General features: G+C 43.3%; 10 protein-coding genes. 3 read left to right on the forward strand and 7 right to left on the reverse strand.

Annotation, left to right across the window (positions count from 1 at the left end):
• Positions 1-373 precede the first annotated feature (373 nt).
• Positions 374-3,973, forward strand: a complete 3,600-nt coding sequence (locus ABF638_RS09205) for an NB-ARC domain-containing protein (RefSeq protein ID WP_435022173.1) — start codon at positions 374-376, stop codon at positions 3,971-3,973.
• Positions 3,974-3,986: 13 nt separating this feature from the next.
• Here ABF638_RS09205 and ABF638_RS09210 read toward each other — a convergent pair whose 3' ends face one another.
• From ABF638_RS09210 to rpiA, 5 genes are all read right to left on the reverse strand, one after another.
• Positions 3,987-9,047, reverse strand: coding sequence for a PAS domain S-box protein (locus ABF638_RS09210; protein ID WP_435022175.1), 5,061 nt, complete (start codon positions 9,045-9,047; stop codon positions 3,987-3,989).
• 324 nt (positions 9,048-9,371) lie between these two features.
• The gene (locus tag ABF638_RS09215) at positions 9,372-9,986 is read right to left on the reverse strand and encodes a TetR/AcrR family transcriptional regulator (RefSeq protein WP_435022177.1); all 615 of its coding nucleotides are present in this window, start codon (positions 9,984-9,986) and stop codon (positions 9,372-9,374) included.
• A 32-nt stretch (positions 9,987-10,018) separates the two neighbouring features.
• Positions 10,019-10,192: a hypothetical protein gene (locus ABF638_RS09220; protein WP_435022179.1), complete on the reverse strand. Its 174-nt coding sequence runs from the start codon at positions 10,190-10,192 to the stop codon at positions 10,019-10,021.
• Between the two features lie 76 nt (positions 10,193-10,268).
• On the reverse strand, positions 10,269-10,763 hold the full coding sequence (locus tag ABF638_RS09225) for a GNAT family N-acetyltransferase (RefSeq protein ID WP_435022181.1): 495 nt from the start codon (positions 10,761-10,763) through the stop codon (positions 10,269-10,271).
• 358 nt (positions 10,764-11,121) lie between these two features.
• On the reverse strand, positions 11,122-11,829 hold the full coding sequence (gene rpiA, locus ABF638_RS09230; RefSeq protein WP_435022183.1) for a ribose-5-phosphate isomerase RpiA: 708 nt from the start codon (positions 11,827-11,829) through the stop codon (positions 11,122-11,124).
• Between the two features lie 260 nt (positions 11,830-12,089).
• Here rpiA and ABF638_RS09235 point away from each other — a divergent pair, with 260 nt between their 5' ends.
• Positions 12,090-12,764, forward strand: a complete 675-nt coding sequence (locus tag ABF638_RS09235) for an S-layer homology domain-containing protein (protein ID WP_181929517.1) — start codon at positions 12,090-12,092, stop codon at positions 12,762-12,764.
• Between the two features lie 37 nt (positions 12,765-12,801).
• Here ABF638_RS09235 and ABF638_RS09240 read toward each other — a convergent pair whose 3' ends face one another.
• Complete coding sequence (locus ABF638_RS09240) at positions 12,802-14,244, reverse strand: RNA-guided endonuclease InsQ/TnpB family protein (RefSeq protein ID WP_435022186.1); 1,443 nt, start codon at positions 14,242-14,244, stop codon at positions 12,802-12,804.
• A gap of 44 nt (positions 14,245-14,288) precedes the next feature.
• Positions 14,289-15,503 carry a hypothetical protein gene (locus tag ABF638_RS09245; RefSeq protein WP_435022188.1) on the reverse strand — a complete coding sequence of 405 codons (1,215 nt, stop codon included), beginning with the start codon at positions 15,501-15,503 and terminating at the stop codon, positions 14,289-14,291.
• Positions 15,504-15,936: 433 nt separating this feature from the next.
• On the opposite strand from ABF638_RS09245, the gene ABF638_RS09250 reads away from it, so the two are divergent.
• Positions 15,937-17,577 (forward strand): metallophosphoesterase, encoded by a 1,641-nt coding sequence (locus ABF638_RS09250; RefSeq protein WP_435022190.1) that lies wholly within the window; start codon positions 15,937-15,939, stop codon positions 17,575-17,577.
• The last annotated feature ends 68 nt before the right edge of the window (positions 17,578-17,645 follow it).

The raw sequence follows: 17,645 nt of genomic DNA on the forward strand, positions 1-17,645 counted from the left end.
AGAGTTAGTGTAACTAGATATGTAAAGTTTTGTATTAGGATTCAACATTTCTGGTACTATAACAGTCCTATGGTTGGAAAATAGAACATGATTAATTGGGAGCATCCAAGAACTATTTACTGGAATTATTGTCTAAATCCCCTACCAGACAAGACAACAAACTCATAGCGTGTCGTCTTAATCTGGTTTGTTTTTTTGACAAGCGAACAGACACCAAGCGTGATATTCTTCAGTAGGGATAAAAAAGCTTGCCCCCTTTGCACTCACTAAACTTTTCGTCAGCGCCAAGTGCAGGCTGCGTCAACATGAAGCATCCCGCAGAAAAATACTTGCTCTACCCTCTAGCACTACCTACTTGCCTGTGGATTCTAATGTGACAAAATTTAGGCGCGGTAGCTCAACTTATGGGCGGGTGAGAGGAGTGATTTTATCGCCTCTGGGATGGCAGCGATTTCAAGCAGCAAAGGAGCAGGCAGAAGCTAAAGAAACCTGGGGCAAGCACTTCACACAGGAAGAACTTAGCGATCGCACTGGACTTTCACTCAATACCCTCGCCCGGATTTTCAAGCGCGAACTGGGGGTAGATCGCCAGTCCTTAGAATATCTCTTTCGGGCATTTGCACTGGAATTAACCAAGACAGATTTTGCATCCCCCATTACGCCATTAGACGCATTGTCAATGCAACGAGCCAATCCCCAACAAGATTGGGACAATGCTGGGGATGTATCGGTGTTTTATGGACGTGAAACAGAACTGGCGCAACTATGGCAGTGGATAATTTCTGAGCAGTGCCGCGTTGTTGGCTTACTGGGGATTGGTGGCATTGGCAAAAGTACGAGCGCCATTAAGGCGGCGCTACAAATGCAGGCAGAATTTGAAATGGTGGTTTGGCGAAGTCTCTCCAATGCGCCACCGTTGGATGAACTCTTAACCAGCATACTGAAATTTTTCATGCCGATTCAGGGGGAAGATCCTGTTATTCCAACCACGCTGAATGAAAAATTCTCTAAATTGATGCAGTATTTGCGATCGCATCGTTGTCTATTGATTTTGGATAATGTCGAAATTCTTCTGCACAGCGAACAGGTGGGACAGTGGCGACTCGGCTATGAAGATTACGGGCAATTGCTCAGAACAATTGGAGAAACTCCCCACAAAAGTTGTTTGTTGCTGACAAGTCGAGAAAAGCCACGCGAAATTGTGCTGATGTCAGATGAAGATGGGGTGGTGCGATCACTACTTTTGAGTGGACTCACACCCGACGATGGACGCGCCATCTTCCGAAAAAAAGGAGCGTTTACGGGTTCAGAAGCAGAATGGAATACCTTAATTAATCATTATGGTGGCAACCCCCTAGCGCTGAAACTGGTCGCATCTGCCACCCTAGATTTATTTAATGGCAGCATTGCAGAAGTTTTAACTTATCTCGATCGGGGAATTTCTATATTTGAAGACATCCGCGATCTACTCGGTCGTCAGTTCGATCGCTTACCCAATAACGAACAGAGAGCGATGTTCTGGCAAGCGATTCATCGTGAGCCAGTCTCGATTGCAGAGATCCGCGAAAATGTTGTCGATCTTGTGTGTCAGCAGAGCGTACCCAATTTAATTAACTCACTGCTGAGGCGATCGTTGCTCGAAAAAACGGATAAGTTATTTTTCTTGCAACCAGTTGTGATGGAATTTGTCACTGAACGATTCATTGAGCAGGTTTGTAGAGAATTTGAGACTTCTCAAATTGACTTTCTGCGAACTCATGCCTTGGTTCGAGTCCAGGCAAAAGATTATGTGCGAGAAACGCAATTGCGGCTAATTGTGCAACCTGTAATTGAACGACTCCTGTCTCGTTTGGGGAGTGTGACAGCAATTGAGACTAGAGCAAGACAACTATTGATGCAGCGCCAAAAATCAGGATATGTTGCAGGGAACCTGATCAATCTTTTGGTGCAGCTGCAAGTGGATTTGTGCGGTTCTAACTTTTCTGATTTAGTGGTGCAGCAAGCTGACTTACGGCAGGTGAATTTGGCAGGGGTCAATTTTCAAAATGCCGATTTAACCAAGTCCATCTTTTCAGAGACATTAGGAATTGCAATCTCCATCGACATCAGCCCAGACGGTCAAATCGTCGCAGTCGGCGATTCAAACGGCTTGGTGTATCTTTGGCATATTACTACGACTCAACTATTAGCTACCTTTGAAGGACACACGGGTTGGGTGTGGTCGATTGCCTTTAGTCCCGATGGCAAAACATTAGCTAGCTGTAGTAGTGATGCTTCGGTGCGGTTGTGGGATGTCCAAAGCAGTCAGTGTTTGGGGATATTTACGGGACATATCGGGTGTGTCTGGTCAGTGAGCTTTAGTCCTAACGGTCAACGATTAGCCAGTGGCGGCGACGATCAAACGGTGCGAGTGTGGAATTTACAGGGGCAATGTCTTCATATTTTACAGGGACACACAAAAAATGTTTACTCGGTTCACTTCTCTCCTGACAATCAAACCTTAGCCAGTGGTAGTAAAGATACCTCCATTCGGCTTTGGGATGTAGTGAATGGCAACTGCCTGGGGGTATTAGAGGGGCATACCGATGGAGTTCGTTGTGTACGCTACAGCCCCGATGGTCAATTGCTTGCCAGTGGAAGTCACGATCGCTCTATTCGCCTCTGGAGTGGGCAGCTTCACAAAGGCGATCGTCAATCAAACCCTCATGTCAAGGTATTGGATGGACACACCAATTGGGTTTGGAGCATTGCGTTTAGCCCGAATGGTGATATTTTGGCGAGTGGAAGTGACGATGGTACTCTCCGCTTTTGGAATCTCCAAGATGAACAATGTATCAACGTTCTTAGCGGTAATACCAACGAAGTTTTTGCAATTGCCATCAGTGGCGACGGGCAACTATTAGCAAGTGCAACTCAAGACCAAACGGTGCGGCTGTGGAATCTACAAAGCGGGCAAAGCCTGAAAACGTTGCGCGGATACAATAGTGGTATTCGCTCCCTGAGCCTCAGCCCCAATGGTCAAATGTTCGCCAGTGGCAGTCAGGATGAAGCGATCCACCTGTGGCATTTGCAAGTTGATGACAATTTACCACCACGTCCTTACAAAACTTTCTACAAAGCGACCAATTGGGCTTCATCTGTAAGCTTTAGCCCTGATGGTCAAACTTTGGCGACTAATGGACAGGATCGCTTATCGATTTCAGTGTGGGATGTGCAAACAGGACATCTAAATCAATGGTCATCAGGTCATACTGAACCGGTGAAGGCAGTTCTCTTCAATCCAAAGGGGCAAACTCTGGCAAGCAGTAGTTACGATCGCACCGTGCGACTGTGGGATGTGCAGACTCATCAGTGTTTGTGGGTGCTGCGCGGTCATGAAAGCGGCGTTTGGCCGATCGCCTTCGATCCTAGCGGTCAACGGCTGGCGAGTGGCAGTTTTGACCACACCATTCGTCTTTGGGATTTGCAAACCGGGGAATGTCTGCGGATATTACAGGGTCACGCTGGCGGACTTTACGCAGTGGCGTTCGATCCTAGCGGTCAACGGCTGGCAAGCGGCAGTTTTGACCACACCATTCGTCTTTGGGATCTGCAAACCGGGGAATGTCTGCGGATATTGCAGGGACATACGGGTGGTGTTTGGACTCTTGCCATCAGCCCAGATGGTCAAACTTTGGCAAGTGGCAGTAATGATCAGACTATTCGACTATGGAATCTCCAAACAGGGCAATGTCTTCAGGTCTTGCAAGAGCATACACGTTGGATTGCTTCGGTGGTATTTAGCTTTGATGGTCAAATTTTATTAAGTGGCAGTCACGATCGCACAATTAAGCTGTGGGATGTGACAACAGGACGCTGTATCAAAACGTTGATGGCTGATCGTCTTTATGAAGGGATGAATATTAAAGGAGCAACGGGATTAACTGAAGCTCAAAAAGATACCCTGAAAGCTTTAGGGGGAATTGAGCATTAAGGCGAAAAGGTTGTCAAGGTTGATTATGCCCAATCAGATTAATGATCGCAGCGGCTAAATCTACAGGATCGACGGGTTTCGGTAAGTGTTTTTGAAATCCTGCTGCCATTGCTTGGTTATAATTAATTTCTCCAGCATAAGCAGTCAAAGCGATCGCTGGAATTTCCCCACCTTGTTCTGGCGGTAATTTTCTCACCTCGCCAAGCAACATATAGCCATCCATCAACGGCATTCCAATATCACTTAACAGGATATCTGGCTTGGATTGCACTAATATTTCTAGCGCTTCGGTTGCTGATTCAACTGCTGTGACAGTTGCACCATATTGTTCCAGCGCAAAGCTAAAAAACTCTCGCACATCTGCTTGATCGTCCACAAGCAATATTTGCACCCCAGCAAGTAATGTCTCGTCAGTACTCAGTTCTGTTTGAGAAGCCTCATCACTGCTGACTCGCAACTCAGAATTTTTCAGCAAAGGTAGTCTGACTGTAAAGGTAGCCCCCTGTCCTTCTCCCAGACTCTCTGCCTGAACTGTACCACCGTGAAGTTCTACGAGATGGCGCACAATTGCCAGTCCCAATCCCAATCCACCAAATACTCTGGTTGTCTTAGCATCTGCTTGGCGGAAATAATCAAAGACGTAGGGTAAAAATTCTGGGTTGATTCCCTTACCTGTATCAATCACCTGGATTTGGGCATCTAACCCAACTTGCTCTAGCCGCACTTCTACAAGTCCTTCTGTGGGTGTGAATTTAACGGCATTGGAGAGGAGATTCCACATTACTTGTTGCAAGCGATCGCCATCGCCGAGAACTTTGCCGATATCATCACTTAATACCGTTTGAATTTGAATTGACTTGGCTTCTGCTGCTAAACGCACCGTTTCTAGTGCAGCTGCGATCGCACCTTTCAAATTCACTGCATAGAGATTTAACCTGACTTTACCTTGTAAAATCCGCGAAACATCAAGTAAATCTCCAATCAATTGGGTTTGTAACTTAGCATTCCGCTCGATTGTTTCCAACGCCCGGATTCTAGTGGCTTCGTCGAACTTGCGGGTTCTGAGTAACTTTGCCCACCCTAAAATCGGATTCAAGGGAGTTCGGAGTTCATGGGAAAGGACAGCCAGAAATTCATCCTTAATCCGGTTGGCTGTCTCAGCTTGTGCCCTTGCAGTCTTTTCGGCTTCGTAAAGTTGAGCGCGGGCAATGGCTTGTGCACATTGTTGTCCCAGTGTCAACATAAATCCCCGGTCTTCTTCATTAAATATTTGTACAGTGGCAAAGCTTAATCCCAGTGCCCCAATTATTTTGGCTTCTGCGATCAAGGGAATGGTAGCCCAGGCATTATTTCCGGTAAGAGTCACAGCACCCGTTAAATGAGGATATTTAGCAATCAAGGCTGCTAAATTTTCTAAAAAAATCGGCGCTCTAGTTCTGACTGTTTCCGCAATTTGGTTAGGTGCTGTGATCGGAAAATTTGCCCAAGCATCTATCAGCGATTGTGGATAGCCAATTGCTTGCACAATTTTCAGTTCTGTATTCCCCTCAGTAAGTAAGACAACGGAACCAGCAGTGGCTTCTAAGGCGGCAATTCCTTGGTTCACCACCACATCAGCCACCTGTTGGGGAGTTAGGGCTTCCGAGAGGGCAGCAGTTATTCTTTGTAAAAGTACCGTGCGATTAACAGACCGTTCAGCTGCCTGTTTTGCCTGTTGAGTTTCCTGGTAGAGTCTAGCGTTGTCGATGGCTGTCGCCGCCCGACGAGCAATATCTTCTGCTAAAGCCAAGTCTGTTTGTTGGTAGTACCGACCAGACTCGGCTGTGAAAAAAGAAATTGCTCCAAATAATTGCCCACGGGAACGAACTGGAATCACCATGAGAGAACGAATACCCAAGCTTCGCAGCAATTGCAGATGTTCCTCATCTTCAGCCATCTCTACAAGATTAGAGTCAGATAATTCGGAGTAAAAGGCAGATATTCCTAGCCTTAGCTGCCGGACAAGCTGTTTAGCTCTAGTTTTGGGTCGATAACGCCGTCGAATTTCGTCTAGAATATTTAGTTTTGTGGAGTCGGCAATTGCGATCGCAATTTGTTTACTTGACCAATCTTCCTGGAAAACATCTACAATACACAAGTCTGCAAGGGTCGGAACTGCAAGATTAGCCACACTTTCCAAGGCGATCTCATAATCCAATGAAGCAGCTAGTAAGGTGCTGGCTTCGACTAAAAACTGTTGTGTAGCTTCAACTCGTTTGCGTTCACTAATATCCTCAATAATGCCTAATGCATACTTTGGCTGTCCGTTAGCATTCCAAACTGCTGATGAAGTTAGGTTTACCCAAACAATGGAACCATCTTTGCGGATGTAGCGCTTCTCTAGGGAATAACCACTAATTTCTTTTGCCAAGACTCGTCGAGAATTCTCCCAATCAACTTCTAAGTCGTCAGGGTGGGTAATTTCCTCGAAGTTCATTTGAATTAACTCTTCATGGCTGTATCCAGTAATTTCGCACAGAGCAGAATTAATTTGTAGAAATTGTCCATCCAACGCTACCAGACTAATCCCCACAGCTGCCTGATTGAAGATTGTTCGGAACCTTTCTTCGCTTTCCCGCAAAGCAACTTCTGTTTCCTTTGCTGCTGTCACATCTGCCAAAATAATCCCAATTCCTACCGTTTCACCCATTGCATTATTGACTGGGTAATAGTTGCCCAGCCAGTAGCCGTAACGTTCGGGTTCCTCCCTTGTATCACCGCTAATTTCCACATTCAGCAGAGGTTCTCCAGTATCTAACACCCGCTGTAACTGTAGCTCTAACTCAGCCGCCATCGCTGGCAAAACTTCCCCAAATTTACGTCCTAGATGTTCTTCTACAGTCAAACCGTTAATATCAGCGAAAACTTGATTAATTCTGATATATCGTAGTTCCCGATCCAAAAAGCATACGGCAACAGGAGCAGCACCTAGCAGCGCATCTAGAAGAGATAGAGATTCTGCATAATGGATTAAAGCCTGGTTGATATCTCGATAAAGTCGCGCATTTTCTACTGCTAAAGCAGCACGATGGGTAATATCTGTTGCTAAAGTTAGGTCAGAGCGATCGTAGCGACGGTTTGATTCTGCGGTGACAAAGGTGATAGTGCCGAGTACTTGTCCTTGTGTGATTAACGGCACAATCATCACAGACTTAATCCCCAATTGCCGAACAAGCTCTAAGTGTTCCTGATTCTGAGTACTTGCTACTAAGAGCGAGTCAGATATCTCTGAGATTAATTCGCTTTGCCCAGTTTGCATTACTCTAGTAATTAATGCACTGACACCGTTGTAATTTTTCACATACTCCTGAAGTTTACGCGCCAACTCCGCTTTCGATGGGTCTGCATGGGCAATGGGTAGGCGGCGAATGGAACCATCATCATTTAAAATGTCTACGCTACACCAATCAGCAAGTTGGGGAACTGAAATTTTGGCGATTTGTTCTAATGTTTCTTCATAATCTAGCGAAGTAGAGAGTAAATTGCTAATCTGGGCGATATAGCGCAGTCTTTCCTCAGCTTGCTTACGCTCTGTAATATCGAGAACAAAAAAAGCTCCTCGTTCTACAGTCTCTTCAAAATGGCTACCACCTGCCAAAATTGGGAAGCGTGAGCCGTCTTTTCGGATATATTCTTTTTGATATGGTGTGCAAAAGGAGCTAGCTTGAAATTGAGTTAGTGCTTGCTTATCGAGTGGCAGGTATTCTGTAGGCGTCAAGTTTTGCCAGTTAAGTTTTCCAGAAACTAATTCTTCACGAGAATAACCCACCATATTCAGCAAGGCATCGTTAGCATCTGTGATCCTACCGTCTCTATCCCAGAAGCCAATACCAATCATGTTTGACTCAACCACGCTGCGAAACTTCGCTTCGCTTTCTCGTAATGCTTGCTCAGTTTGTTTGAGTTGAGTAATATCAATTGAACTAATGCCCACTCCTAACAACTGCCCATCCGGCAAACACACTGGATAATAGCTGACAAGGGCATAACGATATACCCCAGGCGGATAAGTTTCACCGCTTACTTCTTGGTTAAGCAAGGGTTGTCCGCTTTGCATCACTTGCTCAAAAACAGGCTCAATTTGCGCCGCCCATTCCGGTAGTACTTCCCTAAAGGTGCGACCAATATGTTGACTTTGTGGTACACCATTGATGGCGGACAGGGCTTCATTCGCATGAATATAGCGCAATTCAGTATCAAGAAAAGCCAGCGCCACTGGTGAACTAGTAAGCCAAGCATTGAGTAACGCCAGAGATTCGTCTTTTTGCTGAACAGCTTGCTGAAGTTCCTGATGCAACCTGGCTTTTTCTATTTCTGCCTGCTTCCGCTCGGTAATATTCACACCTGCACAGGTAATACCCTGAATGTTATTGCCTGCATCCCTTAGTGGTTCAACCAGCAAATCATAGCAACGGTATTTTCCACAAGTTGTTAGATAAACTTCTTCACGGGTTGCAACACCAGTCTCTATTACCTTTAGCTTAATTGCCGTCAATTGTTCTGCTACTAAGGCTGAAAATAATTCAGAATCAGACTTCCCTAACATTTCCTCAGCAATATCTAGACCTTGAGGATTATGAATCCACTGATATCGCAAATCACGATCTTGCTGAAAGACCAAAATATCTGAACTACTTAATGCTAACCGAAATCGCTCTTCACTAACTCTTAGCTTTTGTAGATTTTCATCAGCTCGTCTTTTAGCAGTTTTTAATGCCTCACAAATGATACTAAAAAGCAATCCTTGTAATGCAAATAACCCAATTCGCACAAAATTGGATAAGTCAAAACTCAGCTCATAAGCTGGGGGGAGAAAGAAGTAATCGCTCACTAATGCAGACAAGGAAGTTGCTAATAGTCCTGACTTCAAACCACCATACCAAGCACTAACTGTTACAGCGCTAAAAAATAGCAGGAAAGGAGTTCTACTCATGCTTAACCAAGGGTCTAGCATCAGCATTAGCACTAATGCAATTGCAACAATTAATACAGTAATACCATAACGCAGTAATTGGGAAGAATGAATATGAGGCATGAAAATGTTTTGGAACAACCAATACTTATTGCAAAAGCTGTATACACCCTAAGCTAGGTTGCAAATTTTAGTAATTTATCTACAGATAGATTTTTCTTGATTTATAAAAGCTTCTTTTGTTAGAGGTTAATTACTCGGTAATATAGTACAGAAAGCTAGAATTTCTTACTGATTTTTTATATCCATAACATGCATTTGACGATAATAAATACTCAATTTTAATAAATCCAGCGACTCAAGTTTATAACAAATGCCAAAATCAAGGGTCTTTTAACTCAGTACTTGGCATGGGCTAAACACCCAGCTAATGGAACTCAGCATTCTTCATAACTGAGAGGGAGCAACACTGATACCGCGCACAAAAATATCTACACAGGTTTCGATATATTCTTCACAGCTATAGCTGCCTTGATTGAATTTTGCACTGCGACATAGCATTCCAGCTAGCAGCATTCCTGTAAACATATCGACTGCCGGAAATGGATCAATGTCTGCTCTAACAGCGCCTCGTCTCTGACTCGATTGCAGGTAAGCTACCAGTTTTTCCCCTAAAGGCTTGGCAGCTTCTTGAATCACTTGTTTGGCTGCCTCTGGATGACGTTTGGCTTCCCCAATGAAGGTACGAATTAAGTCTTCCTGTACCTCTAGCATACTATTGTAAAGATGGGCATATTGTCTTAAATCAATTTTCAAATCCTGTGTCCACGCTTCGGGGTGTGCAAGGGCTTGTGTCTGGAGTGCCAAAGCATTTTCCATTACTGCTCCCAGAAGTTGTTCTTTGCTAGCAAAATGACGAAATAAAGTCACCTCATTGACACCAGCAACACGAGCTATTTCACGGGTAGTTGCTCCTTGAACACCTAAACTAGCAAATACCTGCGAGGCGGCTTCTATCAAACGTGTACGGGTAAGAGCTGATGAACGGATAATTTTATTCATTTATGTTGGCAAGTACTTACTTACATCATAGGTTATGTAGAAAAAGTTGTTGCATTAGCGTAGCTTACCGTAAGGAAGGTATGGCTGAAAGCGGCGGGAAACTCTATCCCAATAGTGGGTAGTCGAGGTTGCTCCCCCCGCCACTTGGGGCATTGGGCATTGGTAGCTTCTTCCCCATTCCCCATTCCCCATTTCCCATTCCCCATTCCCCAGTCTTCAGCATTTTTTGGGTTAGCAGACTACTAGCGGTTATTAGTGGGGCAGATGTATTTGGAGATTTTTTTAATTGGAAGTCTCTAATGTTTTACTCATTTTAGTAACTGGAACAACTATCCCACTCCTTAAATAATGAGGTGATCTTTGGATGGCAGTAAATCCCAGTCGTAAATAAAATCCTTCGGCATAAAGGCTAGCAGTTGTAATTACCTTATCCACGCCTTGAACGGTTGCTTCGTCACAAAAATGTTGAACTAAAGCCCGCCCAATCCCTTTACCTTGATATTTAGGATGAACATACAATCCAATGAGTTCATCAACAATGAAACTAGCAAAACCCATAACCACATCTCCCTCGATCGCAACCCAGAAAGTTTCCACTTTCATACTCTTCAAGATATTTGAACCATCAGGTTTATCGCGATAATTACGCCAAGCTAAAAGTTCTTTTTGGGTGTAGAAAGTTGCAGGCAAAGCTTTGATAGCAGCAATATGAATTGCACTCAGCACCCACGCATCTGTTTCTTGGGCAGGTCGAAGAGATATTTCGTTAGCGCTCATAGGTTCAGGGCTAGAGGAGGCAGGAGGAAGGCAATACGGTTCGGTTAAGCAAATTTATCTGTTAAGGCAGGCAGGGGGAGCAGGGGAGCAGGGGAGGCAGGGGAGGCAGGGGAAGCAGGGGGAGAGAAAAAAGCTTAACTGAACTGTATTGAGAAGGAAGGAGGAAAGAAGTATGAATGAAAACTTTAGTTCTGGGTAATTCCCAGTTTAAAAAGAAGAATTGTTCTGTAGCGACTGTCTTAAAAATCAAGCGATCGCTTAACGCATCGGTTTCAAATTTCTGTTTCAACTCACTAGAATCTTGCTTAATTTTGGATTTTAGAGACATCTAAAATCCAAAATCTAAAATCCAAAATTCTTACAGTTGCCGCACTAATGGCTGGCCATCTTTGACTTCACCAATCAAAACTAAATCGACACAGTTAACAAAGATACCATTTTCCAGAACGCCGGGAATGTTATTCAATGTCTTTTCTAGGCTGACTGGATCTTCAATAGAGTCAAATCTGACATCTAAAACAAAGTTTCCTTGGTCAGTGATTACTGGCCCAGCTTTTTTTACACCCATACGGAGTTCTGGTTTGCCACCGAGTTTTTTGATGGCATTGGTTACTGGAGTAATTGCCATTGGAATCACTTCCACAGGCACAGCGAAACTAGAACCCAAGCGGTCTACTAATTTTCCACTGTCTACCACGACGATGAACTGTTCTGCCAGGTAGTCTACGACTTTTTCGCGGGTATGTGCTGCACCACCGCCTTTAATCAAATTTTTCTGTGGATCGACTTCATCTGCGCCATCAATGGCAATATCGATGTGGTCAATAGCATCTAAGGTGGCGAGAGGAACACCGTACTGCTTCGCCAGCACTTCTGACTGAAACGAGGTGGGTATGCCTATAATATCTTTGAGTTCACCAGACTTTAGGCGATCGCCTAAAAACTGAATCGTATATGCTGTAGTTGACCCCGTACCCAACCCCACAATCGAACCCGACTTGACTAGGGCGGCGGCGGCTTTGCCAACTTCTTGCTTCATCAACTTTACGGGATCTGTTGTTGTCATTCCCAAAACTCCTGAAAAACCGACTATAGTCCATAGTAGTGGGCAGATAACGCCAAAAGATGAAAGCTAAAAAACAAGTTTTTGCTGATTTCTACCCCCTTGATTATGAAAGCCAGCTAACACGCTACGTAGCTACGCAACATTGCCCAGCTAAAGTTCGTCACTAACTGAGTTACAGGTTATTAAGAACACCAAATTTTGCGTTAACCTCAGTAACGTAGTTTTTTAAATTCATTTAGCAGTTAAAAGTGGTTATGGTGATGCGTCAGCTTTCAATTACTCTATCTTTAATGGCACTACTACAAAGCTTGCCAGCAATTGCTCAAGTACCAGAAACTACTTCTGGAATCCCATCTGATTCAATTCAACAGGTAACTGCTGTCAAATGGATGACAAACTTTCCCGATGGCAAGTTTTATCCAGAAAGGTTACTGAGTCGAGCAGAATTAGCGTCGATTATGGTAAAAGCATTTCGCCTAGATAAAAGAGAAGCTGTTAACAAAGCAAATTTAACTGTTCCAGATGTTCCTCGTTCTTATTGGGCATTTAATGATATACAGACAGTCTTAAAAACTGACATCATGAAAGGCTATCGAGGCAATGAATTCTTCCCTAACCAAAAGGTGACAAGGGCAGAAGCTCTTGCTATTTTTGCCCAGGCTTATGGTGTATTTCAGTTTCCCGATGACGCGGTGAATGAGATTCTGGCTTCATATCCAGATGAAAAGTCTATCCCAACTTGGGCTAGAAAGGCGATCGCTACAGTAGCTACCGAGGGATTTCTTAACACAGATGCTCAAGGCAATATTTCCCCATTAAAACCTGTTACCCGTGGGGATATGGCTTATGTCTTGAGTAAATATTTGCAACGACAACAGCAACAACCCGAAACACCAGAAGTTCCGGTTATTCCAAATAGCCCACAATCACCTTAGCTGATTGACGCTCTCCTGCCTGAAGGCGAGGAGATTCTTAAGACTTTGCAATCTTAATATCCTGATTACTCAGGTTCCCAAACTCACCACGTTTGCTCATAGAGCGTGATGATACCTTTTGGGCGTTTTGCTGACTAGCAGCTAGTTTCGCGGAGTCCCTACGTACTATTTCCAAGCATCTATCTCTGATTGTTTTTGCAGCACCAATGTCAGCGTGTTCATGATATCCGCACTCGGTACAGATGAACTTCTCACCATCACGATTTGACTTATCGATATGCCCACAATTCCTGCATTCCTGACTAGAGTGTTTAGGATTAATTTTAATTACGACTTTTCCTTGCTTTGCAGCGAGATACTCAATCTTTAAAATTAATTCGCCCCAACTTGTATCAGAGATAGCGCGATTTAAACCTTTCTTTCTCGATTGTCCATTTTTCAGAAACCTGCCAGTATTTTCATCAACTTTAACCTTGCAACGTTTCAACATCGCGGAGATGTTTAAATCTTCTAGTGCAATAGCATCAACCTTTCTAGATACTATTTTGTTCGCAACATCCCATTGGTAAGCAACTCGTTTATCTGTAATCTTTTTGTGAAAACGTCCTAACTTGCTAGCTGCTTTTTTACGATTTTTACTATCTTTAAGTTTTTTGCTAACTCGCCTCTGTCTAATTTTCAGAGTGCGTTTAACTTTTTTGTTAGTTGCAAAACGTGGGTTGTCAATTTGATATCTATCTGACAGGTGAACAAGTTTGGTTATTCCCAAGTCACAACCAAGGACAGATTTAACTTCATCTAGTGGCTTTGATACGTAATCTGGAATACTTTTATCTTCGATCCGAATCGAGACATACCAACCATCTTGACGCTTGCGGATTGTCGCCGCCTTTAGATTAAACCCGTCTGGTATCAAACGGGAGTTAAAGAATCGCATCCATCCCAACTTAGGAAGGTAAACTTTACTACCTTGAACTTTTACACCCATCTGGTAAGTAAAAGATGTAAAATTACCCCGGTTTTTAAATTTCGGAAATCCTCTGCCTTCTCCTGACGGAGACGCTACTTGGCGTTCAAAGAAGTTTTTGTAAGCAGTGTCAAGACGTTTAACGTTTTGCTGTAGCACTGTGGAGTCAATTTCACCAAACCAAGGTCTAGCTTTTTTCAACTCTGGTAATGCCGTTATTTGGATATCTCCAGCACTGCGTCGTGGGTTTTTGAGCTTGCCATCCTTATCAACTTTGCCATCTTTCCAAGGTTCTCCACTTGCACCATTTTTACTAACAAAACAAGTTATTGGACAGGCTTCGGATTTAGTTCTGATATCGCAGTAGTCTCCCTGAATGAATTGCTGATTGTATTGAGCTATTCTGTCAGCCAAACTCCAATTGTAGGTAGAGCGAAGCATATCTAACCATCCACCCATTTTATTTATTTGGGTAATGCTAGGACGTAGCTTGTAAACGTAATTTGTCAGCAAATAGCATTCCCCTTATGAAGTTCAGTTAAGCGTTGTGCTTAAACTCAGTTTTGACCCGGACTTCTATACTTATCTCGAATCTGGCGAAGATATAAGGAATTAGACTGTGTTGGTTGCTGCAACACATTATTCCCATAATTAGATTGTGGTGGTTGCGTCGGTTGCTGCAACCCATAATTCCCATATCCCGCAGGGTTTGTGGGTGTGACAACACTTTGACTCGGATTCTGGCTAGAGTAAGGTGCAATATTACTTGGTGCGGCAAAGGTAGCAGAGGGCGTCACTGGGGAGACATTAGGCACTAGCTGACCATTATTTAAATTATTGTAGGGATTTTGCGGTAAGTTCGTACCCGTTGATGTATAACCTGTACCAGGAGTTAAACCATTACTAGGCAATACTTGGCCGTTATTTAAATGACCGTAGGGATTTTGTGGTAAGTTCGTACCTGTTGATGTATAACCTGTAGCAGGAGTTAACCCAGCACTTGGTAGAGAATTCTGACTGGGTAAGCTGTTGATGGGTGGCATTAGCGTTGTTCCTGGGTCAGAGACTTGTCCCAAGGCATTTGTCGGAGTTGCAGTCCCATTAAAGCTAGACAATTTCTCGTTTGTCGATTGGTTGAGTGCTGCTTGCAGAGGACTGATAGAGAGAGAATTTTGGTTCTTATTGGTTTGATTAGTCAATCCAATACCCAGGCTAGAGGACGTTTGTTCCTCCCCTGTTGGTTCAGACGCTGTATTTAAAGTCTTAAGACCTAGAAACTGGTTACTATTATCAACTATCCCAGTACGCAATAAATTTTCTGTTTGTACGACAAAGGGATTTTTCACCACTGGGGAGGTGTTGCCATTAATGCCTAAAGTAGGATTTGATTTGGCATCGTTAGCAGACTTTTGTTTGTTAATTACATCTTCTAATAAGCTTGTGCTCTTTTTTGCCTCAGTCTTTTCATTAGGAGTATTTGCCTTTAATGAGAGAGCTGCTTCCTCAAAGTCATTAAACAAAACTGGCAGGTTATCAATATCTGCTGCAATGGCTCTATTTTCTGCTGACAGGGAAGATTCATCAGGCTTTTGTGGAGCAACTTGATTTTTTTGCTTATAAACGAAAATATCTGGATTTGACCAGTATTCCCAGGTTACTAGCCCTACTACAGATAAGAAAATTGCAGTTCCCCAAAAACCAGGTCGTCCTAGATTCCATAACCTGGCTCTGAGATAGCGTAAGTAGGCGGGAGGATAATGACGATTTGGCATGGTATTAGTAATTGAAATTTACTAGAAATCGGTAAAATGTGACGGAAGAAGCGTTGCTGTTTTATGCTTTTATTTAGCTCAAGAGGAAATATCTCAACTGAAGTTCGATAGTGATTTCATCCTAACTTCTCAAGAAGTTATTAGTCATTAACAATAGACATCTAGTAGTCAAAAATTTACTTTTTTTACTTTTTTAAACTAAACGGTTTAGTTTGCCGACGAAAGCTTTCTCGTAAAAGTAGACACGCAGCGGCTACATAAATTGCCTGAAAATCAGGGTTTCGGCTATTGTTTACGTAAATCCTGACCCTAAAAATTTGGTATTTTACTCATGCTTAGACGTTTAAGTAGCCGTAAAATCTCCTCAGTGGCTATGTTTGTGCTTGTTATATGCTTTACTCTGATAAGTGTGCGTTCATTTGGGCAATCAATTATGACATCAGCACCCCAACTGCTCACCGATCCATTTTTGCAACTGCCAACGGAAACCTCAGTGCGAGTAGTTTGGTTTACTGAGTTTGCTGGTGTTAATCACAGTGTAACCTACGGTGAAAATTTCAAACAAACTGCTAAGGCAAGTACTACCAAACTCACTCGCACGCGTGAAGACCAAGAGTCAAGAGTTGCAAACCAAACCAAAGACGGCGAAGTTTATCAAAAACCCGTCCAGCGTGAAATTTGGCGACATGAAGCTGAGGTAACTGGCTTAACTCCTGATGTGAGGGTAAATTATCGTGTTATGAGTGTGCGAGAAGATGGTGAGAGTGTTAACAGTGATGTTTTTACCCTTGCAGCTACTCCCAAATCAGATACACGATTAAAAATTTTACTCACCTCAGATCATCAATTAAAGCCGATGACAGCAGCAAATCTGCAAAAGGTGGTAGAAACAATTGGACGAGTTGATGGAGTATGGTTTGCTGGCGATTTGGTGAATGTTAGCGATCGCGCCTCAGAATGGTTTGATGATAATAGTGGTGGTGCGTTGTTTCCCGGTTTGCAAGGTCGTGCTAAATATGACATGACGCATAACGACGTTAAGACAACATACACTGGTGGACAAATAATTCAACACGCACCCATGTTTACTTGCATTGGCAATCATGAGGTGATGGGGCGTTTTGCCAGGACGGGAAGTTTAAATGATGAATTTGATGATACAATTCCCCGTGCCGTTGCTCAAAGAATCTACCGAGACAAATCTTTAATAGATAATTCTTTTAATACTAATACCTATGAAGAGATTTTCTCTTTACCAAAAAGTAAAGATGGTGGAAAAAAGTATTATGCAGTTAGCTTTGGGAATGTGCGTTTGGTGGTACTGTACGCTACGAATATGTGGCGGACTCCCAGCTTAGATAGAAAGCGTAGGGGTAGATATCAGGAAGCTGAAAAGGATTTAAATAATCCTGAAAATTGGGGTTATGGACAGGTGATTTATGAGCCAATTGCTAAAGGCAGCAAACAGTACAATTGGCTAGAGGCAGAGCTTAACGCCCCTGAGTTTAAACAAGCAAAATACAAAGTTGTAATGTTCCATCATCCACCCCATACTTTGGGTGATAATATAGTTCCTGCTTATACAGAACCAGTTCAAATAATTGAACGGGATGGTAATAATATCAAAACAGTGCGTTATGAGTACCCCAAAGACGCAGATTATATTATTCGCGATGTTGTCCCTTTATTAGAAGCTGCTAATGTGCAATTAGTATTTTATGGGCATTCCCATTTGTGGAATCGCTTTGTTAGTTCCAGTGGAATGCACTTTCTAGAAACTTCCAATGTGGGCAATACTTACGGTGCAGCTTGGGGTGACAGAAAGCGAGAAGTGCCAATTGGATATCAAGAGGATTATGTTAAGCTTGGTGATCCCAATGGTTTAGAACCGATAGTGCCAACAATTGCTCCCTTGCTGGGCGAAGATGGGAAACCTATGCCTTATATTGCGAGTAATGATATTACAGTTTTCAGTATTTTTGATACAGGAACTGGTACGATCAGTAGTTATCGTTTTGATACTCGCAAGCCTGATTCAGAAGTATTGAAGTTTGACGAATTTAAATTGAAATAGCAATTACACCAGGGGAAACACATTATTAAAGGAGGCAGGAGGCAGAAGGCAGGAGGCAGGAGGAGCAT

The organism is Nostoc sp. CALU 1950 (genome assembly GCF_051172895.1).
Classification (GTDB): Bacteria; Cyanobacteriota; Cyanobacteriia; order Cyanobacteriales; family Nostocaceae; genus Nostoc; species Nostoc edaphicum_A.

Bases quoted from the DNA above. Each gene is read 5' to 3' on its own strand.
- ABF638_RS09210 (WP_435022175.1), bottom strand. From the start codon at position 9,047: ATGCCTCATATTCATTCTTCCCAATTACTGCGTTATGGTATTACTGTA.
- ABF638_RS09215 (WP_435022177.1), bottom strand. From the start codon at position 9,986: ATGAATAAAATTATCCGTTCATCAGCTCTTACCCGTACACGTTTGATA.
- ABF638_RS09220 (WP_435022179.1), bottom strand. From the start codon at position 10,192: ATGGGGAATGGGAAATGGGGAATGGGGAATGGGGAAGAAGCTACCAAT.
- ABF638_RS09225 (WP_435022181.1), bottom strand. From the start codon at position 10,763: ATGAGCGCTAACGAAATATCTCTTCGACCTGCCCAAGAAACAGATGCG.
- rpiA (WP_435022183.1), bottom strand. From the start codon at position 11,829: ATGACAACAACAGATCCCGTAAAGTTGATGAAGCAAGAAGTTGGCAAA.
- ABF638_RS09235 (WP_181929517.1), top strand. From the start codon at position 12,090: ATGCGTCAGCTTTCAATTACTCTATCTTTAATGGCACTACTACAAAGC.
- ABF638_RS09245 (WP_435022188.1), bottom strand. From the start codon at position 15,503: ATGCCAAATCGTCATTATCCTCCCGCCTACTTACGCTATCTCAGAGCC.
- ABF638_RS09250 (WP_435022190.1), top strand. From the start codon at position 15,937: ATGACATCAGCACCCCAACTGCTCACCGATCCATTTTTGCAACTGCCA.